At 68.7% G+C, this 20,273-nt stretch carries 24 protein-coding genes; 9 read left to right on the plus strand and 15 right to left on the minus strand.

Translation table 11 applies throughout. From position 1 onward, the window contains the following. Positions 1 to 43: 43 nt before the first annotated feature. The 11 genes from soxY to RALTA_RS14825 form a co-directional block, all read right to left on the minus strand. Positions 44 to 499, minus strand: a complete 456-nt coding sequence (gene soxY, locus RALTA_RS14775; protein WP_012354209.1) for a thiosulfate oxidation carrier protein SoxY — start codon at positions 497 to 499, stop codon at positions 44 to 46. 156 nt (positions 500 to 655) lie between these two features. Continuing rightward, positions 656 to 982: a c-type cytochrome gene (locus tag RALTA_RS14780; protein ID WP_012354210.1), complete on the minus strand. Its 327-nt coding sequence runs from the start codon at positions 980 to 982 to the stop codon at positions 656 to 658. Positions 983 to 1,099: 117 nt separating this feature from the next. Beyond that, positions 1,100 to 2,137 (minus strand): c-type cytochrome, encoded by a 1,038-nt coding sequence (locus RALTA_RS14785; protein ID WP_012354211.1) that lies wholly within the window; start codon positions 2,135 to 2,137, stop codon positions 1,100 to 1,102. Beyond that, a complete protein-coding gene (gene soxC, locus RALTA_RS14790; protein ID WP_012354212.1) occupies positions 2,121 to 3,479 on the minus strand; it encodes a sulfite dehydrogenase in 1,359 nt (452 codons plus the stop codon). The genes RALTA_RS14785 and soxC overlap by 17 nt, the downstream gene beginning before the upstream one ends. 118 nt (positions 3,480 to 3,597) lie before the next feature. Next, entirely contained in the window at positions 3,598 to 4,017 is a 420-nt protein-coding gene (locus RALTA_RS14795; RefSeq protein WP_025586038.1) for an ArsR/SmtB family transcription factor, read from the minus strand. Between the two features lie 51 nt (positions 4,018 to 4,068). Next, positions 4,069 to 4,959 carry an O-acetylserine/cysteine exporter gene (locus RALTA_RS14800; protein ID WP_012354214.1) on the minus strand — a complete coding sequence of 297 codons (891 nt, stop codon included), beginning with the start codon at positions 4,957 to 4,959 and terminating at the stop codon, positions 4,069 to 4,071. Between the two features lie 141 nt (positions 4,960 to 5,100). Continuing rightward, positions 5,101 to 6,366 (minus strand): NAD(P)/FAD-dependent oxidoreductase, encoded by a 1,266-nt coding sequence (locus RALTA_RS14805; RefSeq protein WP_012354215.1) that lies wholly within the window; start codon positions 6,364 to 6,366, stop codon positions 5,101 to 5,103. A 12-nt stretch (positions 6,367 to 6,378) separates the two neighbouring features. Then, complete coding sequence (locus RALTA_RS14810; RefSeq protein ID WP_085960180.1) at positions 6,379 to 6,744, minus strand: c-type cytochrome; 366 nt, start codon at positions 6,742 to 6,744, stop codon at positions 6,379 to 6,381. A 163-nt stretch (positions 6,745 to 6,907) separates the two neighbouring features. Then, positions 6,908 to 7,786: a BON domain-containing protein gene (locus tag RALTA_RS14815; protein WP_012354217.1), complete on the minus strand. Its 879-nt coding sequence runs from the start codon at positions 7,784 to 7,786 to the stop codon at positions 6,908 to 6,910. Positions 7,787 to 7,841: 55 nt separating this feature from the next. After that, positions 7,842 to 8,429, minus strand: coding sequence for a phosphoheptose isomerase (locus RALTA_RS14820; protein WP_012354218.1), 588 nt, complete (start codon positions 8,427 to 8,429; stop codon positions 7,842 to 7,844). A gap of 61 nt (positions 8,430 to 8,490) precedes the next feature. Next, complete coding sequence (locus tag RALTA_RS14825; protein ID WP_041232225.1) at positions 8,491 to 8,883, minus strand: YraN family protein; 393 nt, start codon at positions 8,881 to 8,883, stop codon at positions 8,491 to 8,493. Positions 8,884 to 8,901: 18 nt separating this feature from the next. Between RALTA_RS14825 and rsmI the strand changes: the two genes are divergently transcribed. Further along, the gene (gene rsmI, locus RALTA_RS14830; protein WP_012354220.1) at positions 8,902 to 9,807 is read left to right on the plus strand and encodes a 16S rRNA (cytidine(1402)-2'-O)-methyltransferase; all 906 of its coding nucleotides are present in this window, start codon (positions 8,902 to 8,904) and stop codon (positions 9,805 to 9,807) included. A 90-nt stretch (positions 9,808 to 9,897) separates the two neighbouring features. Here the strand turns inward: rsmI and RALTA_RS14835 are convergent, their stop codons facing one another. Next, the gene (locus RALTA_RS14835) at positions 9,898 to 10,644 is read right to left on the minus strand and encodes a septal ring lytic transglycosylase RlpA family protein (RefSeq protein ID WP_012354221.1); all 747 of its coding nucleotides are present in this window, start codon (positions 10,642 to 10,644) and stop codon (positions 9,898 to 9,900) included. 270 nt (positions 10,645 to 10,914) lie between these two features. On the opposite strand from RALTA_RS14835, the gene RALTA_RS14840 reads away from it, so the two are divergent. From RALTA_RS14840 to RALTA_RS14850, 3 genes are all read left to right on the plus strand, one after another. After that, on the plus strand, positions 10,915 to 11,565 hold the full coding sequence (locus tag RALTA_RS14840) for an MBL fold metallo-hydrolase (protein ID WP_012354222.1): 651 nt from the start codon (positions 10,915 to 10,917) through the stop codon (positions 11,563 to 11,565). A 4-nt stretch (positions 11,566 to 11,569) separates the two neighbouring features. Next, positions 11,570 to 12,226, plus strand: coding sequence for a 3'-5' exonuclease family protein (locus RALTA_RS14845; RefSeq protein WP_012354223.1), 657 nt, complete (start codon positions 11,570 to 11,572; stop codon positions 12,224 to 12,226). A 205-nt stretch (positions 12,227 to 12,431) separates the two neighbouring features. Beyond that, complete coding sequence (locus RALTA_RS14850) at positions 12,432 to 12,659, plus strand: hypothetical protein (protein WP_012354224.1); 228 nt, start codon at positions 12,432 to 12,434, stop codon at positions 12,657 to 12,659. 87 nt (positions 12,660 to 12,746) lie between these two features. On the opposite strand, the gene arsC is transcribed toward RALTA_RS14850, so the two are convergent. Further along, complete coding sequence (gene arsC, locus RALTA_RS14855) at positions 12,747 to 13,106, minus strand: arsenate reductase (glutaredoxin) (protein ID WP_012354225.1); 360 nt, start codon at positions 13,104 to 13,106, stop codon at positions 12,747 to 12,749. A gap of 173 nt (positions 13,107 to 13,279) precedes the next feature. Between arsC and RALTA_RS14860 the strand changes: the two genes are divergently transcribed. From RALTA_RS14860 to RALTA_RS31085, 3 genes are all read left to right on the plus strand, one after another. After that, complete coding sequence (locus RALTA_RS14860) at positions 13,280 to 13,873, plus strand: GNAT family N-acetyltransferase (RefSeq protein WP_012354226.1); 594 nt, start codon at positions 13,280 to 13,282, stop codon at positions 13,871 to 13,873. 97 nt (positions 13,874 to 13,970) lie between these two features. Next, complete coding sequence (locus tag RALTA_RS14865; RefSeq protein ID WP_012354227.1) at positions 13,971 to 14,255, plus strand: hypothetical protein; 285 nt, start codon at positions 13,971 to 13,973, stop codon at positions 14,253 to 14,255. Continuing rightward, positions 14,228 to 14,524, plus strand: a complete 297-nt coding sequence (locus RALTA_RS31085) for a type II toxin-antitoxin system RelE/ParE family toxin (protein ID WP_354002660.1) — start codon at positions 14,228 to 14,230, stop codon at positions 14,522 to 14,524. Before RALTA_RS14865 ends, RALTA_RS31085 begins: the two co-directional genes overlap by 28 nt. 123 nt (positions 14,525 to 14,647) lie before the next feature. On the opposite strand, the gene RALTA_RS14870 is transcribed toward RALTA_RS31085, so the two are convergent. Then, positions 14,648 to 15,916, minus strand: coding sequence for a M20/M25/M40 family metallo-hydrolase (locus RALTA_RS14870; RefSeq protein WP_012354229.1), 1,269 nt, complete (start codon positions 15,914 to 15,916; stop codon positions 14,648 to 14,650). 57 nt (positions 15,917 to 15,973) lie between these two features. Beyond that, positions 15,974 to 17,230, minus strand: a complete 1,257-nt coding sequence (locus RALTA_RS14875) for an allantoate amidohydrolase (RefSeq protein WP_012354230.1) — start codon at positions 17,228 to 17,230, stop codon at positions 15,974 to 15,976. A 396-nt stretch (positions 17,231 to 17,626) separates the two neighbouring features. Here RALTA_RS14875 and RALTA_RS14880 point away from each other — a divergent pair, with 396 nt between their 5' ends. Then, positions 17,627 to 19,024 carry a C4-dicarboxylate transporter DctA gene (locus tag RALTA_RS14880; RefSeq protein ID WP_012354231.1) on the plus strand — a complete coding sequence of 466 codons (1,398 nt, stop codon included), beginning with the start codon at positions 17,627 to 17,629 and terminating at the stop codon, positions 19,022 to 19,024. A 47-nt stretch (positions 19,025 to 19,071) separates the two neighbouring features. Further along, positions 19,072 to 19,764 carry a GntR family transcriptional regulator gene (locus RALTA_RS14885; RefSeq protein WP_012354232.1) on the plus strand — a complete coding sequence of 231 codons (693 nt, stop codon included), beginning with the start codon at positions 19,072 to 19,074 and terminating at the stop codon, positions 19,762 to 19,764. The last annotated feature ends 509 nt before the right edge of the window (positions 19,765 to 20,273 follow it).

Here is a 20,273-nt window from a genome sequence, read left to right on the forward strand (position 1 = left end):
TGCAGTTTGGCGGGAATCTCGGTCCGGGGTCCGGGGCGCGGCGTCAGCCGCCGCAGCCGCCCAGCGTGACCTTGATTTCCTTCGATGCCACGTACCACTTGCCGCCGGCCTTGACCGCGGCGTGTACCACCGAGGTCTGGCCCATCTTTACGCGCGTGGAGACGAACGGCTCGGTGCCGGCCGGGATGATGAAGTCGGCGGCCAGCGTGTTGGGGTTCTTTTCCACCAGGATCGCGATCTGCTCGGTATCCGGGATGGTGCTGGTCACGGCCACCGGCACCACGGCGCCGTTCTCGGCGATGTCGGGAGCGGTGAAGGTGATGGCGGTGCTTTTCTCGGTGCCGCTGCCGCCGAGGGCCTTGATCACGTCGGCAACGCTCTTGCCGTCAAAGGCGTTCTTGTTCCACTCGGCCGCCTGCGCTTCGCTGATCAGGCCGGTGGCGGCCATCAGCGACAGGACAGCGGAAACCCGCAGCACTTCTCGTCGTTTGGAATTCATTGCTTGCTCTCCGGCTACTCCGTTCCAGTCGGTCGTGGACCGTTTCAGGGGTGTTGCATGCGGCCGGTACATGGCCGGCCGCTGGTTGTCCCAGGCCGCGCGGCATTGACCGCCCGGCCCGGTGCATCGGCGGACTGCCCGCTGTGGCAGTCGGTCTTACTTGGCGGGGGCGCCTGCCAGCACCCACTCGACCACGGTCTTCAGGTCGGCGTCGCTGAGGGCGGCGTTGGCCGGCATCGGCACCGGGCCCCACACGCCCGAGCCACCACTCTTGACCTTCTTGCTCAGGGTCGCCAGGGCGTTCTTGTCGCCCTTGTACTTGGCCGCCACTTCCTTGTAGGACGGGCCGACCAGCTTCTTGTCGACCTGGTGGCAACCCATGCAGGCGTTCTTGTTGGCGATCTCCTGTGCCTTGGCGGCATCGACCGCTTGAGCCGATGCGGCGGCGCCGAGCATCAGCGCTGCGATGACAAACTGCTTCATTGTTAAGCTCTCCAAGCTCTGTAAAGCCGTGGGGACGGCAAGGGCCGCGCGGCCGTGCTGCAATGGCCTGGCGGCACACACTGGCCGCCGCCTGGGGGCACTGCGGCGGCCAGTCCGCTATTTTGCCTCAAGAATCCAGCCCACCATGGCCTGCACGTCCGAATCCGGGATTTGCGGCTGCGGCGGCATCGGCACGGCGCCCCATGCGCCCTGCCCGCCCGCCTTGACCTTGCGCGCCAGTGCCGCATGCGCATCCTGGCCCTTGTACTTGCCCGCGATGTCGATGAACGACGGGCCCACCAGCTTGCGGTCCATCGCGTGGCAGGCCACGCACTGGTACTGGCTGGCCAGGCGCGCGCCCGGCGCGGGCGCCGCCGCGGCCACGGCTTGGCCGCCCGGTTTGGTCGCCGCAGCCGCCGCAATGCCGCGCACCGGGCCGAAAGCGCGCTGCTGCTGCGCCAGGTCGCCATGGGCGTCGCGGGCGTAGTCCGGCATCGACGAGGCGATCGTGACCTGGTCCGCGCAGCGCGACATGCAGGCGGTGTTGCGCGTATCCGGCCGCCCGCGCCCCGGCCACATACCGTGCTCGGTGGTCATGCCGGCGCGGTTAGGCATGCGCCGCTGGACCTCGGCCATATTGGCGTCGGACAGCGCAAAGTCGGCGGGCACGATCTCGCCCAGGTGGAGCAGGTAGGCGGTGACCGCGTAGACCTCGTTCACGCTCAGGCTCTTGGGCGCGTTCCACGGCATCGCGCGATGGATGTAGTCCCACAGCGTGCTGACGGTGCTGACCTTCATCAGCGTGGTCCGGTACGGCTGGTTGCCGGTCATGCCGGCGACGCGTCCGCGCTGGATGTCGTCGGCCGTGGTGCCCCCGACCAGCGGCGTGAACACCTCGTTGGATTCGCCGAAGTCGCCGTGGCATGACGCGCACTTGCCGTCCCAGACCTTCTGGCCCTGGGCCACCGTGCCGCTGCCCCTGGGCAGGCCCTTGAAGTCCGGGCGCACGTCGGTGTCCCACGTGGCCACCTCGGCCGGCGTGGCGGTGCGGCCAAGTGCCGCACGCGCGTCGGCCGTGCCCGCCAATGCCGGCGCGGCGCAGCCGCCCGCCAGCAGCAGCGCGGCGGCGATCCTGAGCTCAACCCACATGGACATTGGTCACCTCGCCGCCCGCCGCCACCTGCCAGCTCTGGATCGCGTTGTTGTGATAGATCGAGCGCGTGCCGCGCACCGCGCGCAGTTGGCCCAGCTTGGGCTGCACGTAGCCGGTCTCGTCGATGGCGCGGCTTTGCAGGATGGCCGGGCCGCCGTCCCAGACCCAGTCCAGGTTGAAGCGCGTCAGGCACTTGGACAGCACCGGCGCCTCCAGCCGCGCGGTGCGCCAGTTGCGCCCGCCGTCGGTCGAGACATCGACACGCTTGATCCGTCCGCGCCCGGACCACGCCAGGCCGCTGATGTTGTAGAAGCCCTTGCCCACCAGTTGCTGCCCGCCCGACGGCGTGGTGATCACCGACTTGCACTCCTGGATCGAGGTGTACTGGCGCAGCCTGCCGTCCGGCATCATGTCGACGTAGTGGATGGTCTCATCCTTGGCATTCCAGGGCTGGTCGCCCAACTCCAGCCGGCGCAGCCACTTGACCCACGACACGCCCTGCACGCCCGGCACCACCAGCCGCAGCGGGTAGCCGTTCTCCGGGCGCAGCATCTCGCCGTTCATGCCCCACGCAACGATGATCTCGTCGGCCAGCTCCATCGGGATGGTGCGCGTCATCGACGAGCCGTCGCCGCCTTCGGCCAGCAGGTAGCGGCCGCGGCGAAGGTCGGCGCCGGCGTCGTCCAGCAGCACGCGCAGCGGCACGCCGGTGAATTCGCAGCAAGACAGCATGCCGTGGGTGTACTGCACCGTCGGCACCGCCACGTTGCCCCACTCCATGCCGGTATTGGCACCGCACTCGATAAAGTGCATGCGCGACACCGCCGGCAGGCGCATCAGGTCGTCCATGGTGTAGACCCGCGGCGTGCGCACCAGGCCGTTGATCATCAGCCGATGGCGCGCCGGGTCGATATCGTGCCAGCCCTGGTGGTGGCGCTCGAAGTGCAGGCCGTTGGGCGTGATGATGCCGAAGAAACCCTGCAGCGGCGCGAACGCCACCGAGGCCGCCGACACCCGGGTCAGCCCGGGCGACTCGCGCCGGACCAGGTTTTTCTCATGGACCGAGGGCTGGCCGTAGGCGCGGGCCGCCACCGGCTGCCCCAGCGACGTGGCCCAGGGCTGCGGTTGCAGGATGGCGGGATCGCCATTCGCGCCGTCCGCGGCCAGCGCATGCCGGCCTGCCGCGGCCGTGGCAATGCCCGCGGCGGCGCCCAGGAAGCTCTTGCGCAGGAAGTCGCGCCGCGGCGCGTCCAGGCCGTGCCGGCCGATGTCCTGCTGCAGCGATGCGCTGACGAAGTGCTCGGGCGCGGGCACGATGCGCCCGGGCCGGTTCCGTTCCTGCAATGCGGTCTCCTCCGGCGCGCTCGCCACGGTCCCCAGGGACCGGTCGGCGTGCCTGTTGTACAGGGCGCCGCAACGGGTGCGGCGCCGCCGTTTGCTGCCGGAAGAGTGGTGGCGCAGCTCAGCCTGCGCTGCGCCGGCGGCGCGCCGGGGCTTCCGGCGCGGGCTGTGCCATGAAGCGGTCGACCACGCCGGAGGGCAAGGCGTTGTCCTCCAGCCGGCTCGCCACCTGCACGCAGACCGTGCGGCACAGCTCGATCACGCTTTCGTCCGCAATGGCGTAGAACACCAGGTTCGCCTCCTTGCGGCGCGACAGCACGCCCGAGCGGTACATCGCGTTGAGATGCCGCGACACGTTGGTCTGCGACGAACCTACCGTCTCGACCACCGTGCTGACCGGCTTCTCGCCATCGCACAAGGCGTGCAGGATCTTCAGCCGCGTCGGCTCCGCCAGCAGGCTGAAGTAACCCGATACCTTTTCGAACACGCGATCCAGCTCTTCCATGCCGTCCAATATATTCGTATATGCGTGAATGCGCATATAGTGTTTACCCATTGATGCAGCACAACATGAGGTGCCGCGCGCGCCGGCTCAGCGGCGCGCCAGCGCCCTGCCCGCCCACAGGCGCTGGCCGAACACGTTGAGCAGCAGCCCCGCCATCACCACCGCCGCGCCGACCCACTGCGCACCGGACAAGTCCTCGCCCAGCAGCACGTGCGCCGACACCAGCCCGACCACCGGCACCAGCAGCGTCAGCGGCGCCACCTGGCTGGCCGGATAGCGCGTCAGCAGCCGGCCCCACATGGTGTAGCCGAACACCGTCGCCGCGAACGCCAGGTACGCCACCGCGAACACCGCCGTGCCCGACACCTGCGCCACGCTTTGCACGATACGCGCCGGGCCCTCGAACCACAGCGACAGCAGCGCGAACGGCACGATCGGCACCAGCGCGCCCCAGATTACCAGCCCGAGCAGGTCCACGGGGCCGATCTTCTTGCTGACGATATTGCCACTGGCCCAGCAGAACGCCGCGCACAGGGTCAGCACAAAGCCCGCCGCGCTCAGGCTGCCCATGCCGCCGGCACCGACGCCGATCAGGGCCAGCCCGCCCGCCGCCACCGCCATGCCGGCGAGGTTATGCCAGCGCACCGGCTCGCCCAGCCACAGCGCGGCGATCGCCAGCGTGAAAAAGGCCTGCGACTGCAGCACCAGCGATGCCAGGCCGGCCGGCATGCCGACCGCCATGGCGTAGAACAGGAAAGCGAACTGGCCCAGGCTGATGGTGGCGCCATAGGCCAGCAACAGCCGCCACGGCACGCGCGGGCGCGGCACGAAGAAGATCGCCGGGAACGCCACCAGCAGGAAGCGCAGCGCACCCAGCAGCATCGGTGGCACGCCCGCCAGCCCCACCTTGATCACGACGAAGTTGACGCCCCAGACGCAGACGATGGCGAGGGCGAGGAGACGGTCTCTGGCTTGCATGGCGATGCCGGGCGCGGGCGCGCGAGTTCGATCGGACGCCTAGCGTAGCAGCGCCGGCGCGCGCGGCATTGCACGTTCTTGCGGTTTTGTGCGGGCAGCGCGCCGCCCGCACCGCCGCGTCGGTCGCGTCGGTCGCGGTGATCAGCCCAGCATTTCCGCCCAGATTCCCCTGGCCCAGGCCAGCGCGTAATCGCCCTCCAGCGCCGTCGGCGCCGGCGACAGCCCGCCCGAGCCCGGCACCGTGACCATGGTCTTCTGCGCCGCGTCGTAGCGATGCACGCTGGCGACATGCACCGCCTCGCGGTCGGAGGTGAAGCTGTAGCAGGTGTTGTTGTACAGCGGCTCCGGGTCCGGGGCGCGGCCCGACAGCAGCGCCACCAGCGCCGCCGCGGCGACTTTGCCGTGCTGGTTGGCCATATGGCCGGACTTGGGCATCAGCGGCGCGATCTGGATGGCGTCGCCGATCACGTGGATATGCGCCGCGGCGCGCGACTCGAAACTGAGGAAGTCCACCTCGCACCACTTGCCATTGGCGGTGGCCAGCCCGGCCGACACCGCGATCGCGCCGGCCCGCTGCGGCGGCAGCACGTTGAGCACGTCGGCGCGCACATCGTCCTGCACCTCGAACTTGAGCGTGCGCGTGGCGGGGTCGACATCGGCCACCTCGTGCTGCGGCCGGTATTCCACCATGCCCGGGTATTGCGTGGCCCACACCTGGCGGAACAGCGCGGCCTTGGAGGTGATGTCGGCATTGGCGTCGAGGATCAGCACCTTGCTGCGCGGCTTGTGCTGCCTGAAATAGTGCGCCACCTGGCAGGCGCGCTCGTACGGGCCCGGCGGGCAGCGATACGGCGCCAGCGGCACGCTGATGGCATAGGTGCCGCCGTCGGGCATCGCCTCCAGCTGGCGGCGCAGCGCGACGGTTTCGGGCCCGGCCTTCCAGGCATGCAGGATCTGGTCGCCGCCGGGCCCCTTCAGCCCGGGCAGCGCGTCGCGCATCATCTCGACGCCGGGCGACAGCAGCAGGCGGTCATACGGCAGCACGCTGCCCCCCGCCAGGCGCACCATCCGTTTGGCCGGATCGATGGCGACCGCGGTATCGCGCGCGAGCCGCACGCCGTGCCGGCGCACCAGCGCGTCGTATGGCAGCGTCAGGTCGCCGAGCTGGCGGCTGCCGCCGATCACCAGGTTCGACAGCGGGCACGAGACAAAGGCCGGATTCGGTTCGACCAGTGTCACCTCGATGGCCTGCCCGCTCCATTCGCGCAGGTAGCGCGCCGCCGTGGCGCCGCCATAGCCGCCGCCCACCACCACCACCCGGGCGCGGGCCGCGGCGCGCGCCGGCCGGATCCCGGCCGTACCCAGTACTGCGGCGCCCGCGGCGCCGAGGAAGCTTCGTCTTTGCATGGCTGGCTCCTGTCAGCGCACGGCGGCAAACCACGCCGCGATCGCGGCAATCTGGTCGTCGCTGTAACCCTTGGCGATCTGGTGCATCACGGTGGCGGGGCGCGTGCCGGCCTTGAAGGCCTGCATCTGCGCGGCCAGCTCCGCCTGCGGGCGGCCGGCCAGCGGCGGAATCGTGCTGCCCGCCGGAGCGCGGCCGGACGGGCCATGACAGCTGGTGCAGGCGGCGGCGTGGCTGCGCGCGCGCAGCGCGGCATCGGAGAGCTGGGCCGGGGCGGCGCCAGGGTCGGCGGACAGCGCCGGCTGCGCGCAGAGCATTGCTGCCAGCAGCGCCAGTCGGCGCGGCATACGCCAGGCAGGCCGGGGGATCGTTGTTGTCATGGTCTCGCTCCGTCTGGGGCCGGCGCAGCGTGATCGCCATCTGCCAGCGTGGCAACCGTAGCACATTGGCCGCCCCCGGTGTGCGCTGCAAACCGCAGAACGAAAAACGGCGCCCGCATAAGGGGCGCCGTGCTGACCTGCCAGGTCAGTGATCCGGGTCGCTTCAGGGCAGGTTGCGGCCAGGCGGCAGCGCCACCGGCGAAGTGACCGGGGCCGCGACCGGCGCGGTGGTGGCGCCCGCGCTGCCGGCGGTACCCGATGCCGCGCCGGCCGGCGCATCGATCGGCCCGCCCACGCCCGGCACCGACTGCACCGGCGCCGGCGTGCCGACGCTGCCGTCGAACGACGGGTTCTCCGAAGTCGAGGCGGCATCCAGGCGCGCGCGCTCGGCGTCGTTGACGTAGTCGAAGGCCTTGACCACCTTGGTCACGCCCGAGGCGTTGCGCGCCACGTCGGTGGCCCGGTCGCCCTCGGCGCTGGTGACCACGCCCAGAAGGTAGACCACGCTCTTTTCCGTCGTGACCTTGATCGAGTTGGACGGCACCCCTTCGGCGGTCATCAGCAACGTCTTGACCTTGCTGGTCAGGTAGGCGTCCTGGCTCTGGGTCATGAAGCCGGGCGAGTTGACCACCTCCAGCTCGTTGATCACCACGCGCGCATTCTGCAGGCCGCGCACGTATTGCTCGATCTGCTGCTTGACGCTGTCGTTCTTCGCCTCGCCGGTCAGCAGTACCTTGCGGTTGAAGACGGTCACGTTGACGCGCGCCTGGCCGCTGTAGCGCGCGTTGATGGTGTTCTCGGCCTCCAGCTGCAGGCCGCGGTCGACGGTCTGGGTGGCAGCCGGGCGGCGATCGGTGGCCATGGCCACGCCGGTGCCCATGGCGCCGGCGATCACCGGGAAGCAGCCCGCCAGCTGCGTGGCGCATACCAGCGCGGCCGCGGCCAGGCCGGCGCGGCGCAGGCCGGAGCCGGCCTGGTAACGGGAAGGATGGCGCGCGTCCGCGCCGTTCCGTGGAGCTTGCGTAGTGGGCAGATGGGTCATGCGTTCCTTGCTGTGTCGGGATGTTGGGAATGGAGGGTCGGGCGGATGCCGCGCATCACGCTTCTCCGAGCAGTGCCTCGTCGATGCCGTTGCACAGGCAGTGCAGCGTCAGCAGGTGCACTTCCTGGATGCGCGCGGTGCGCTCGCTCGGCACGCACAGGTGGATGTCGAATTCATCGAGCAATCCCGCGATGGCGCCGCCGCCCTTGCCGGTCAGGGCCACCACCGCCATCTCGCGCTGGCGCGCGGCTGCCACGGCGGCCATCACGTTGTCCGAATTGCCCGACGTGGAAATCGCCAGCAGGATGTCGCCGGGCTGACCGAGTGCCTCGACCTGCTTGGAAAAGACCTTGCCGAAGTCGTAGTCGTTGCCGATCGCGGTCAGGATCGAGCTGTCGGTGCTCAGCGCGATCGCGGCCAGGCCGGGCCGCTCGCGCTCGAAGCGCCCGACCAGCTCGGCGGCGAAATGCTGCGCCTGCGCCGCCGAGCCGCCATTGCCGCAGGCCAGGATCTTGTTGCCGCTGGTCAGCGCGCCGACCATGCGCTCCACCGCCGCGTCGATATAGGGAGCCATCACCGCCGCGGCCTGTCGCTTGGCTTCGGCGCTGTCTAGGAACTGTTGCTGGATACTGTCGATACTCATGGCTCGGGGGCCTGTTTGTTGCCATGGCGATCCACGGATCGCCGTTCATGTCTGCCGCGCATTATGACCCAGCCCCGGCGGCATCCGCGTCAAAGGCATGCTGCAGCCACTCCAGCCGGTCGGGTTCGAGCGCCACCACGTCGAAGCGGCATGGCGGCACCCGGGCCAGCGTGGCCAGGTAGTGCCTGGCGGCCAGCACGACGCGCCGCTGCTTGGCCGGCGTGATGCTGGCCGCGGCACCGCCGAAGCCCCGCCCGCTGCGCTGGCGCACCTCGACGAACACCAGCGTGCCGTCCGGCGCGCGCATCACCAGGTCGATCTCGCCGCCTTTGCAGCGATAATTGCGCACCACGGGCTCCAGGCCCTGGCGCCGCAAGTGGGCCAGGGCCCGGTCCTCAGCCTGCGCCCCGCGTGCCTGCCGGCTCGGCTCCTGCGTGGATTTGAATGATCGCATCAACGGAAGTTCTCAAGCATGAGTGACTGGATCTCCCTGGCGGCAAGCCAGTCGTACCCGGCCGGCACGCTGTATGTCGTGGCCACGCCCATCGGCAATGTCGCCGACCTGTCGCTGCGCGCGCTGCATGTGCTGGGGCTGGCCGACGCGGTGGCCTGCGAAGACACCCGCATTACCGGCCAGCTGTTGTCGCGCGTCGGCCTGCAGCGGCCGCTGATGGCGGTGCACGAGCATAACGAGCGCGAGGCCGCGGTGCGCATCGCCGAGCGCCTGGCGGCGGGCGAGCGCATCGCCTATGTTTCGGACGCCGGCACGCCGGGCATCTCCGACCCCGGCGCGCGGCTGGTCGAGGCGGTGCGCGCCGCCGGCCATCCGGTGGTGCCCCTGCCCGGTCCCAGTGCCGCGGTGGCGGCGTTGTCGGTGGCGGGCGACCTGCTCGAGGCCGGCGCGGGCCGCTTCACCTTTGCCGGCTTCCTGCCTCCCAAGCCCAAGGCGCGCGCCGAGGTCATCGCCCGGCTGGCGGCGCTGGACCATGCCTGGGTCTGCTACGAGGCGCCGCACCGCATCGCCGACACGCTCGCGGCGCTGGCAGCGGGCCTGCCGGCCGAGCGCCGGCTGCTGGTCGGACGCGAACTGACCAAGCTGTTCGAGGAGATCGCGGTGCTGCCGGTAGCGCAGGCGCCGGCCTGGCTGGCGGCCGACCCGAACCGTGGCAAGGGGGAATTCGTGCTGGTGGTGGAAGGGGCCGGCAGCGCCATCGTCGATGGCCTGCCGGATGCCGAAGCGCAGCGTGTGCTGTCGCTGCTGCTGGCCGAGTTGCCGGCCAAGCGCGCCGCCAAGCTGGCGGCGGCGATCACGGGCGCCGACACCGGCGCGCTGTATCGGCTGGCGCTGGCGCAGCGAGCCGGCGACGCCGACGATTGATGCCGCGGCCCGCGCGCACGCGCGGGCCTGCAGGAAAGAATGTAAGCAGCAAGTGTCAGCGCGCGGCGGCATCCGGCGGCGCTGGCGCGGTCAGCGGCGCTTGCGCTTGACGGTCTTGCCGCTGGCCTTGGCCGCCTTGCCAGACTTGGCAGGTGCCAGCGAATTGGCCAGTTCGGGCACGGACACGTCGTCGTCGCCGCTGCCGTCGCCGGCCTCGGTGCCGCCGGCATCCACCTGCGGGCCCAGCGCGGCGACTTCGGTGCGGGTCAGGCGGCGGATCTCGACGTTGGTGGCGCCACGCTCGACAAAGCCCAGGCGGCGCGCGGCGCCGTAGGACACATCGAGCACGCGGTTGCCGTGGTACGGCCCGCGGTCATTGATGCGCAGCACCGCCACCTTGTTGTTGCGCAGGTTGCGTACCAGCACCCAGCTGTCCAGCGGCAGCGACGGATGCGCCGCGGTCATGGCGCGCATGTCGAAGCGCTCGCCGTTGGCGGTCTTGCGGCCATGGAAGCCCTTGCCGTACCACGAGGCCACGCCGCGCTGCTCGTACGTGCCGATGTCGGCGCGCAGGCCTTCGAGCGAGTTGCCGCTGCGGCCTTCGTCCGGGTCATAGCCGAACAGGTTCCAGCTGCCGGTGTCGGGCGTGCGCGCGGCGCGCTCGGTCTTGGCGGGCTTGCTGTTTTTTGCCGCGCGCGTGGGCACGGCATCGCCGGCGTCGGCGATATCGCTTTCGGGCGGCGTGGCACAAGCGGCCAGCACCACGGCGCATGCGGTGCAGGCGCCGAGCTTGGCCAGCCGTTGCCAGCGCTTGGTGAGAGCGGAGATCCGTAACATGGGCGGCAGTCTAACATTGACTGTTCCGGACTATCTCTTTCAATTTGTTACGAAATCTGTGCGATTTCGCACGATCGGGGCCTAATTAGCCTGAATCCCGCTCGCAGCAAGGGATTCGGGCCGATGCCGCGGGGCTCGCGTTGGTTGCCCCATTGATCACTCCAAAGCCGGCGGGCGTGCCCGATCGTCCCGGCGCTACAATGCTGGGCACTGCCGCCGAGCGCGCCGCCAAGCGGCCGCGTCCGGTATCCGCGGCCACATAAGACCTCCATGAAAGCCCTGCTCATTCCCGTCACGCCCTTCCAGCAGAACTGTTCCTTGCTGATCGATGAAAGCACCGGCGCCGCCGCGGTCTGCGATCCCGGCGGCGACCTCGACCGCATTCGCGCTGCGGTGAAAGAGCAAGGCGTCACGCTGGAAAAGATCTTCCTGACGCACGGCCACGTCGACCATTGCGCCGGCGCCGCCGCGCTGTCGCGCGAACTCGGCATCCCGATCGAGGGCCCTCAGCAGGACGAGCGCTTCTGGATCGAGCAGTTGCCCGAGCAAACGCGCCGCTTTGGCTTCGGCCACGCCGAGAGCTTCGAGCCCGACCGCTGGCTCGAGAACGGCGACACCGTGCAGTTCGGCAACGAAACCCTGGAGGTGTACCACTGCCCCGGCCACACGCCGGGCCACGTGGTGTTCTTCTCGCGTCCCAACCGGCTGGCGGTGGTCGGCGACGTGCTGTTCGCGGGGTCGATCGGCCGGACCGACTTTCCGCGCGGCAATCACGCCGACCTGATCCGCTCGATCCGCACGCGGCTGTGGCCGCTGGGCGAGGACGTGACCTTTATCCCCGGCCACGGCCCCGTCTCGACCTTCGGCGAAGAGCGCCGCACCAACCCCTTCGTCGCCGATCACCTGGTTGAAGCGGGCTGAGGCTATGGCCAAGCGACAGGCGCCCGACACCCGCCCCGAGATCTACGTCAGCACCGACGTCGAGGCCGACGGCCCGATCCCGGGCCCGCACTCCATGCTGTCGTTCGCGTCGGTGGCGATGCTGGCGGACAAGACCGTGCTGGGCACCTTCTCGGCCAATCTCGACACCCTGCCCGGTGCCGCCGGCCACCCGGTGCAGATGCAGTGGTGGCAAACCCAGCCCGAAGCCTGGAGCGCGTGCCGGCGCGACCTGCAGCGCCCCGAGGACGCCATGGTGCGCTACGTCGAATGGGTCGAGGCCCTGCCGGGCAAGCCGGTCTTCGTCGCCTTCCCCGCGGGCTTCGATTTCACCTGGATGTTCTGGTACATGATGCGCTTTGCCGGGCGCTCGCCGTTCGGCTGGGCCGCGCTGGACGTCAAGACGCTGGGATTTGCGCTGACCGGGCGGCCCTATCGCAAGACGGTCAAGGCGGCCTTCCCGGCGGCGTGGATGGATCCGCTGCCGCACACCCACGTGGCGCTCGACGATGCGATGGAACAGGGTGCGCTGTTCTGCAACATGCTGGCGACGCTGCGCGAACGCGAGGCGGCGCTGGCAACGCTCACGCCCGACGAAGGAAGCGGCGCGAGCGAGCCCTCACCTCCCCCGACACAGGCTTGATCGGCTTTTGCGCCGCGTCAAGCGCGGCGGCATGTCCTTTGCAGAGCGCGGCTCGCATCTGGCGCCAGCCCGCCTATAGTAGAAGAGGATATGGCGTTACCGGGCGAAACGAGCCATGACTAACCGGCGCCCTTGCGCAGCCACGCCATATGCCGTTTGAGCCATCTTGCCCGGACCGCGCGGCGCCGCCGAGGAGGTGTCGATCATGCGTTTCCCTACCGACCTGCACTTGAGGGACCTGGCCGGCCGGATCCATTGGCCGCATGCCACCCGGGACGCCACGCCCATTACCCATCGCCATTCCTCGGATGAGGACGCCGAAGTCGCCAAGGCCACGCTCTACGTCAGCACCGTGACGCTGGTGGTGCTGCTGGTGGTGCTGGCGGCCATCGCTTTCGGTCAGGAGGCCATGCACTGGCTGGGTGTTCATTAGACGACCCAGCCTGAAGCAGACTGCCTCGCAGACCGGCCGGCCCCCACTCACCGTGGGGGCCGGTTCTATTGAGGCGACCCGCCCGGGTCAGGCCAGCAGCGGCGCCACGTTCTCTGGCGGGCGGCCGATCGCGGCGCGGCGGTTGCGTACCACCACCGGGCGCTGCAGCAGGATCGGGTTGTCGGCCACTGCCGCCAGCAGCTCGGCATCGGTCAGGCCGGGATCGGCCAGGCCCAGTTCGGCATAGGGTGCCTCGTTGTCGCGCAGCATCTCGCGCACCGGCACGCCCAGCATGGTGTGCAACTGGCGCAGCGTCGACAGCGACGGCGGGTCTTTCAAATACTCCACGATCTCCACCGGCTCTGCCAGCCGCTCGGCGGCGGCCTGGACCAGGGCGAGGGTCTCGCGCGACTTGGAGCAGCGGGGGTTGTGGTAGATGGTGATCATGGCAGGTCCTTTCTTGTCATGGCCGCGCCCCGCAGCGGGGCATCGGCACTAATGCGGTGCAAATCCATCGCACTATATACAAGACCGCGGCCGGCGCGCAGCAGCATGCGGTGCATCGTCATCGGCACGCATCCTGCGTTGCACCGGTTCTTGCCCCAGGCGCCTCATTTCCGATGACCTCCATTCCCGCTTCCACCACCACCGCCACCGGGCCGCGCGGCCATGGCACGCGCCACGCCTTTACGCTGCGTGACGCCACCCCCGCCGACATTCCCGCCATCCACGCCATCTATGCCCACCACGTGCAGCACGGCCGCGCCTCGTTCGAGGAAGTGCCGCCGAGCGCCGACGAGATGCAGCTGCGCCTGGCCGAAGTGCGCCGCAAGGGCCTGCCCTACCTCGTCGCCGAGCGCGACGGCGAGGTACTGGGCTACGCCTATGCCTCGGCCTATCGCGCGCGCAGCGCCTATCGCTTCGCCATCGAAGACTCGATCTACATCGACCACCGCCGCGTCGGCGAAGGCCTGGGCCAGGCGCTGCTGGCCGCGCTGATCGCGCGCTGCGAAACCGGCCCGTGGCGGCAGATGGTCGCCGTGATCGCCTGCACCGCGGCCGGCGAAGGCGCGGGCTCGCTGGCCGTGCACGAACGGCTGGGCTTCCGCACCGTCGGCCGGCTGGAGGCGGTGGGGTTCAAGCACGGGCAGTGGATCGATACGGTGCTGATGCAGCGGATGCTGGGTGCGGGAGCGACCACGCTGCCGGGGTAGGCGGAATCGGCTGCGGCAAGTTCAGACGGGTCTTATCGCCGTGCAGGTGTCCTGATGTCGACAATGCCTATACTTTGTCATCACAAGGACACCGGACATGCTTGTGTCGGAAGAAATCCAGTTCACTTTCACACTGAAGCGTCAATTGCGTGACGCCTTCATCGCCGCGGCTGAGGCCGAGGGTCATACCATCTCGCAGGTAGCTGAAGAATTGATACGTCAGTACCTCGAGCAGTGCCAGAAGTCGCGCGACGACGACGCCCTTTTTCAGCAGATGGTCGAGCAGGGCAGGACTTTCGTGCGCGCCGGCATTGGCATTCCAAATGAACAAGTGGAAGCCGACTCCGCCGACTGGTGTGCCGCGATGTTACGGCAGGCTTGAAACTGCTATGGACGCCACAGGCACTGAAACAGCGTATAGCGATCCGGAGCTTCATCGCACAGCATGATCCCATTGCCGCTGTCCGAATGGAAAGGCGGTTAAATGAGGCGGCTGCGCGGCTGCTGCATTTTCCTGAACTTGGAACGGCGAGCCGCTGTACCGGAGCTCGTGAGTACGTGGCGCACGAGCACTACCGACTGATTTACGAATTCAATGAAGGAGTGATCTGGATCATAGGGATCGCGCACACATCGCGTCGTTCTCTATAGCCGGCCAGGACAACAATAGCAATCATCCCGGCCATAGCCGCAACACAATGCAAAACGCCACGGATACCCGTGGCGTTTTGCATTAGCCAGTCGCCTATTGGCGCTCTGGCAAATCGACTCGTCTTACTGCATCAGGTCCGACAGCGCCAGCGCCACCACCTTGGTGGCACGGTTCAGGTCGTTCAGGCGCAGGTTCTCGTCCGAGTTGTGGCCGCGCGCTTCCATCAGCGTGCGCGGGCCGGCGCCGTACAGCACGGTGGGGATGCCACGCTTGGTGTAGTGGCGGGCATCGGTGTACAGCGGCACGCCCTGCACCGGAATCTCGACGCCGAACACCGACTCGGCACGGCTCTTCAGCGCGCCGATCAGCTTTTCCACGCCCGGCAGTTCCGACAGCGGCTCGGCCAGGATGATGCGCTCGACCTTCACTTCAATGCCCGGGCGGTCCTTGGCGGCCTTCTCGACCACGGCGCGGATCTCGCCTTCGGCGTCGAAACCGATTTCTTCAGGGATCATGCGGCGGTCGACGCGGAAGGTGACCAGGTCCGGCACCACGTTGGTATTGATGCCGCCCTTGATCAGGCCGACGTTCAGCGTGGCGGTGTCGATGCCGGGCACCTTGGACTTGCGCGTGGCCAGTTCGGCGCGCAGGCCGTAGATGGCCTGCAGGATATGAGTGGCGGCCTCGATGGCGTCGACGCCGGTGTGCGGCATGGCGGCGTGGCCCTGCTTGCCCTTGACCGTCACCTCGACGTGCAGGCAGCCGTTGTGCGACGAGGTGATGCCGTACGAGAACCCGGCCGAGATGGCGTAGTCGGCCTTGCTCAGGTTGTTGTCGAGCAGGAACTTGGGACCGATGTCGCCGCCGGTTTCCTCGTCATAGGTGAACTGCAGCTCGACCGCGCCGTTGAGCTTCGCGCCCTGCTTCTCCGCTTCCATCAGCGCCAGCACCGCATAGGTGTAGGTGGCGAAGTCAGACTTGGACACCGCCACGCCGCGGCCGTACATGACCGGGCCGTGCTCGCTGTCGGCGACTTCGCCGCCGTACGGATCCTTGGTCCAGCCCAGTCCTGGGGGCACCACGTCGCCGTGGGCGTTCATGGCGATGGTCGGGCCGCCCGTGCCGAACTGCTTTCGCACGATCAGGTTGGTGGCGCTGATCATGCCGGCCGCCTTGACCAGCTCATCCGGCACCTTGTGCGCCTCCACCGTGAAGCCCAGCCCCTCCAGCAGTTCCTTGGCGCGCTTGCCATGGGCGTCGCAGTCGCCTGCGGGGTTGTCCGAGGGCACCTTGACCAGTTCGGCCAGGAAGGCTTCCTGCTGCGGACGGTGCTGGTCGATGAACTGCGTCAGCGTGGTTTCAGTGGGGTTCATATTGTCTCGTGCGGTCATGACTTGTTCTCTTAACTACGGAGGGGTTCGGGTGGGTTCCGGGGAATCTGCGCTGGCTTACTGCGGCAGCCGGAAGTGCTCGACGAAATCGCTGAACACGCGCGCGGACAGTGCGGCATCCTCGGCGGTCATGGTTTCGGTGGGATGGTGGCTGATGCCACCGTTGCCGCAGCGCACGAACAGCATGGCGACGTCGGCGATGGCGGCAATGGCCATGGCGTCGTGGCCGGCGCCCGACGGCAGGTGGCGCACCGGCACGCCCTGGCGGGCGATGGCGGCGGCCCATTGCTCTTGCAGCCACGGGGCGCAGGGAACGCTCTTCGCCTCGTGGGTCTTGCGGATCTGCGCGCGCACGTTGCGGCGCGCGCAGACGCGCTCGATCTCGGCCAGCACGTCGTTGACGGCGGCCTCGCGCTCGGCGTCCTCGCCGGCGCGGATGTCGATGGAGAACACCGCGCGGCCGGGCACCACGTTGGTCGCGCCGTTGGGCACGTTGAACTGGCCCACGGTGCCGACCAGGCCCGGCTTGCCGCCGCAGCGCTTCTCGATATACAGGCCGATTTCCGCACCGGCCATGGCGGCGTCGCGGCGCATGTCCATCGGTACGGTGCCGGCATGGCCGGCCAGGCCTTCCAGCTCGACGATAAAGCGGGTCGCGCCCGAGATCGCGGTCACCACGCCCACCGGCAGGCCTTCGTTCAGCAGCACCGGACCCTGCTCGATATGCACTTCGACAAAGGCCGCCACCTTGCTGCGGTCATGCCTGGCCGCGGGCAGCGCGGCAGCGTCGAAGCCGGCCTCGCGCATCACCTCGCGCATGGTCTTGCCGCTGTCGTCGACGTTGTCCAGCACGTTGTTGTCGAAGGTGCCGGCGATGGCGCGGCTGCCCAGCAGCGTGGCCTTGAAGCGCACACCTTCTTCCTCGGCGAAGCCCACCACCTCGAGCGCGAACGGAAAGCGCTTGCCCTGGCGGTTCCATTCCGCCACGCAGGCGATCGGCAGGATCACGCCCAGGTTGCCGTCATAGCGGCCGGCGTCGCGCACGGTGTCGAAATGCGAGCCGGTGAGCAGCGCCGGCGCATCGGGCGTGGTGCCCTCGTAGCGACCGATCACGTTGCCGGCGGCATCGCGCCGCACCGTCATGCCGGCCTGCTGCATCCACTCGGTCAGCTGCGCGGCGGCGCCGTGGTGGGCGTCGGTCAGGTAGGTGCGGGTGAGCATGCCGGGCTGCTCGGTGTGGACGGCCAAGGCGTCGGCCCAGGCCATGATGCGCGTGCCAGTCTCTGCGGCGGACGGCGACGGATTTGCTGCCATGCGTGTCTCCTGCTGGAAGTGCGTGAAAGCCGCGGCGGCGTGGCTGGCGGGGCGCCAGTGCGGGCGGGACGCCCATGGCCGAAGCTCTATTCTGTGCGATTCATGGTAGCACAGTGAATTCAAAAATTGCATACAAAAATGATATGCACTATATTCGCTTCCACGTTCAGACAATCCGCTGCGGACAATCCGGTCCAGACAACGGATGGCGTGGAGTCCGCCCCAACAGGGGGGCTGTCCGCGCGGTGGCGTGCTCCCGACCCGGGAGACCAGCCCGGAACGTAAGGCCGGCAGTCCAACCCAGCCGTCAGAGCAGCACGGGGCCGCCGGTGATTCCTGGATCGAAATGGGCCAGCCAGCGCACTTGCGCCGGACCGGCCCCGCACGGAGACAACCATGCAGCACGCAGTTCCCTCGCAGCAGCGCCCGGGCACACCCCGCCTGCACACCCGCTTTACCCGCTCGCTGTTTGGCCAGGTGCTGATCGCCCTGGTGATCGGCACCGCACTCGGCCTGGCGTTTCCCGAATTCGCCGCCAAGCTCAAGCCGCTCGGCGACGCCTTTATCAAGCTGATCAAGATGCTGATCGGCCCGATCGTGTTCTGCGTGGTGGTGGCCGGCATCTGCGGCGCCGGCGAGCTGAAGAAGGTGGGCCGCGTCGGCATCAAGGCGGTGGTGTACTTCGAGGTGGTCACCACCATCGCGCTGGCGCTGGGCATCGTGCTGGCCTACGTGTTCCAGCCGGGCGTGGGCATGAACGTCGATCCCCGTTCGCTCGACGCCTCGGCCATCGCAGGCTTTATCGACAATGCAACCAAGGTGAAGGACCAGGGCACGGTCGACTTCCTGCTCAAGCTGATTCCCAATACCGTGTTCGGCGCCTTCGCCAACGGCGACGTGCTGCAGGTGCTGGTGGTATCGATCCTGTTCGGCTGCGCGCTGTCGCTGGTGGGCGAGCCCGGCCGGCCGCTGGTCAGCCTGATCGATACCTTCTCGCACACTCTGTTCAAGATGATGGGCTTCATCATCAAGCTGGCGCCGCTGGGCGTGCTGGGCGCGGTGGCGTTCACGGTCGGCAAGTACGGCATCGGCTCGCTCAAGCAGCTCGGCTTCCTGGTGCTGCTGTTCTACGGCGCGGTGAGCGTATTCGTGCTCGTGGTGCTGGGCGGCATCATGCGCGCGTGCGGCTTCTCGGTGATCAAGCTGATCCGCTACCTGCGCGCCGAGCTGCTGGTGGTGCTGGGCACCGCCTCGTCCGACAGCGTGCTGCCGCAGGTGATGAAGAAGCTCGAGTTCATGGGCGTGAAGAAGTCGGTGGTGGGCCTGGTGATTCCGACCGGCTACTCATTCAACCTCGACGCGTTCTCGATCTACCTGACGCTGGCCGCGGTCTTTATCGCGCAGGCGACCAACACGCCGCTGGCGATGGCCGATCTGCTCGGCATCCTGGCGGTGGCGCTGATTACCTCCAAGGGCGCGCACGGCATTCCCGGCTCGGCCATCGTGATCCTGGCCGCGACGCTGTCGGCACATCCGGCGATCCCGGCGATCGGCCTGGTGCTGGTGTTGTCGGTGGACTGGTTCATCGGCATCGCGCGCGCGCTGGGCAACCTGATCGGCAACTGCGTCGCCACCGTGGTAGTGGCCGCGTGGGAGAAAGATATCGACCGCGCCCGGGCCCATGGCGTGCTGAACGGCACCATCGAGTCAGCCGACCTGGACGCCGGCCTGGCCGCGATGGCGCAAGACGCCGCGGCCCCGGCCATCGTGCCGGGCCCGGTCGCGGGGCGCTAGAATCACGCATCTCCCCAACCGCGCAGCCTCTGCGCAAGTGCGCTGCCATGCCCGAGCATATCGATCCTGACATGACCGCCGAAGCGATCGCCGACGACATCGTCGCGGCCATCGTTTCGCATCGCCTGCCGCCCGGCACCAAGCTGCGCGAGGAGGCGCTGGCCAGTGTCTACCGCGTCAGCCGCACCAAGGTGCGCGCGGCGCTGCTGATGCTGTCCAAGGACAAGGTCATCCAGATCGTGCCGGACAAAGGGGCGTTCGTGGCCAAGCCCAGCGCCGAGGAGGCGCGCGAGGTGTTCGCCGTGCGCCGCATCCTGGAAGCCGCGCTGGCGCGCGAGTTTGTCGCCAAGGCCACCGCCGCCGACTACAAGCGCATCGACCGCCACCTGGCGGCCGAGCGCAAGTCGCTGGCGGGCAACGATGCCCAGGTGCGCACCCGGCTGCTGGGCGACTTCCATATCGTGCTGGCCGAGGTGGTCGGCAACGGCGTGCTGACCGAGATGATGCGCGAGCTGTCGGCGCGCAGCGCGGTCATCACCATGCTGTACCAGTCGCGCCGCGACGCGGCCTGCTCGTCGGACGAGCACCGCGAGTTTATCGAGGCGGCGCGTGCCGGCGATGTCGAGCGCGCCGTCACGCTGATGGTGGACCACCTGGGCCACGTGGAAGGCGCGCTGCATTTCGAGGAAACGGCGCCGGTGGCGCGCGGCAAGGACCTGGTTGCCGCACTGCTGGCCTAGCCGCGACACGCTCTTCTGCTGCCGCATTGGCATCCCCTTCCGGTCCTGGTGCAGGCCGCTTGATGTGAGTCAAAGCACCCCGGGCCGCCCGCGCGCAAACTTCATCTCGCCATGAAGACGCGGGGGCGCACTTCATGAGCACTCGCCTGCCGGCACCTCATCGTCGGCAGGCAGCCCGCACGCTGCAACGGTGTGCGGGCTTTCTTTTTTCTGAGGACGGGGTTCCGCGGCGCCGAATGGCGCGCTGCCCCGCGGCCTCGAACCGGTGCCGTCCCGCACCGGATTTTCCCTTTTCCGACAGCGGGTTGCGGTGCGCCGCGCCCACGCTCGGGATTGCCGCCCGGTCGGGTCGTGCGCATCCCGCGCGGGCTTGCGCGCCGGCCACGCTCGAAAAGCGAATCGCGCCTTCGGGTTAGCATGCCGCAGGCCCCGCCAAGAGGCCCGCGCTGTCCCGCCACGCTGCGGTGGCAGCCGCACACGATAACGATCACAGGGAGACCGCCATGCGC

Source organism: Cupriavidus taiwanensis LMG 19424, from assembly GCF_000069785.1.
Classification (GTDB): domain Bacteria; phylum Pseudomonadota; class Gammaproteobacteria; order Burkholderiales; family Burkholderiaceae; genus Cupriavidus; species Cupriavidus taiwanensis.

Coding starts and splice junctions, on each gene's coding strand:
- RALTA_RS14780 (WP_012354210.1), bottom strand. CDS start 982: ATGAAGCAGTTTGTCATCGCAGCGCTGATGCTCGGCGCCGCCGCATCG.
- RALTA_RS14885 (WP_012354232.1), top strand. CDS start 19,072: ATGCCCGAGCATATCGATCCTGACATGACCGCCGAAGCGATCGCCGAC.
- RALTA_RS14815 (WP_012354217.1), bottom strand. CDS start 7,786: ATGACCCATCTGCCCACTACGCAAGCTCCACGGAACGGCGCGGACGCG.
- RALTA_RS14880 (WP_012354231.1), top strand. CDS start 17,627: ATGCAGCACGCAGTTCCCTCGCAGCAGCGCCCGGGCACACCCCGCCTG.
- RALTA_RS14800 (WP_012354214.1), bottom strand. CDS start 4,959: ATGCAAGCCAGAGACCGTCTCCTCGCCCTCGCCATCGTCTGCGTCTGG.
- RALTA_RS14865 (WP_012354227.1), top strand. CDS start 13,971: ATGCTTGTGTCGGAAGAAATCCAGTTCACTTTCACACTGAAGCGTCAA.
- RALTA_RS14875 (WP_012354230.1), bottom strand. CDS start 17,230: ATGGCAGCAAATCCGTCGCCGTCCGCCGCAGAGACTGGCACGCGCATC.
- RALTA_RS14840 (WP_012354222.1), top strand. CDS start 10,915: ATGAAAGCCCTGCTCATTCCCGTCACGCCCTTCCAGCAGAACTGTTCC.
- RALTA_RS14860 (WP_012354226.1), top strand. CDS start 13,280: ATGACCTCCATTCCCGCTTCCACCACCACCGCCACCGGGCCGCGCGGC.
- RALTA_RS14825 (WP_041232225.1), bottom strand. CDS start 8,883: ATGCGATCATTCAAATCCACGCAGGAGCCGAGCCGGCAGGCACGCGGG.
- soxY (WP_012354209.1), bottom strand. CDS start 499: ATGAATTCCAAACGACGAGAAGTGCTGCGGGTTTCCGCTGTCCTGTCG.
- rsmI (WP_012354220.1), top strand. CDS start 8,902: ATGAGTGACTGGATCTCCCTGGCGGCAAGCCAGTCGTACCCGGCCGGC.
- RALTA_RS14810 (WP_085960180.1), bottom strand. CDS start 6,744: ATGACAACAACGATCCCCCGGCCTGCCTGGCGTATGCCGCGCCGACTG.
- RALTA_RS14835 (WP_012354221.1), bottom strand. CDS start 10,644: ATGTTACGGATCTCCGCTCTCACCAAGCGCTGGCAACGGCTGGCCAAG.
- RALTA_RS14870 (WP_012354229.1), bottom strand. CDS start 15,916: ATGACCGCACGAGACAATATGAACCCCACTGAAACCACGCTGACGCAG.
- arsC (WP_012354225.1), bottom strand. CDS start 13,106: ATGATCACCATCTACCACAACCCCCGCTGCTCCAAGTCGCGCGAGACC.
- RALTA_RS14795 (WP_025586038.1), bottom strand. CDS start 4,017: ATGCGCATTCACGCATATACGAATATATTGGACGGCATGGAAGAGCTG.
- RALTA_RS14820 (WP_012354218.1), bottom strand. CDS start 8,429: ATGAGTATCGACAGTATCCAGCAACAGTTCCTAGACAGCGCCGAAGCC.
- RALTA_RS14805 (WP_012354215.1), bottom strand. CDS start 6,366: ATGCAAAGACGAAGCTTCCTCGGCGCCGCGGGCGCCGCAGTACTGGGT.
- RALTA_RS14845 (WP_012354223.1), top strand. CDS start 11,570: ATGGCCAAGCGACAGGCGCCCGACACCCGCCCCGAGATCTACGTCAGC.
- RALTA_RS14785 (WP_012354211.1), bottom strand. CDS start 2,137: ATGTCCATGTGGGTTGAGCTCAGGATCGCCGCCGCGCTGCTGCTGGCG.
- RALTA_RS14850 (WP_012354224.1), top strand. CDS start 12,432: ATGCGTTTCCCTACCGACCTGCACTTGAGGGACCTGGCCGGCCGGATC.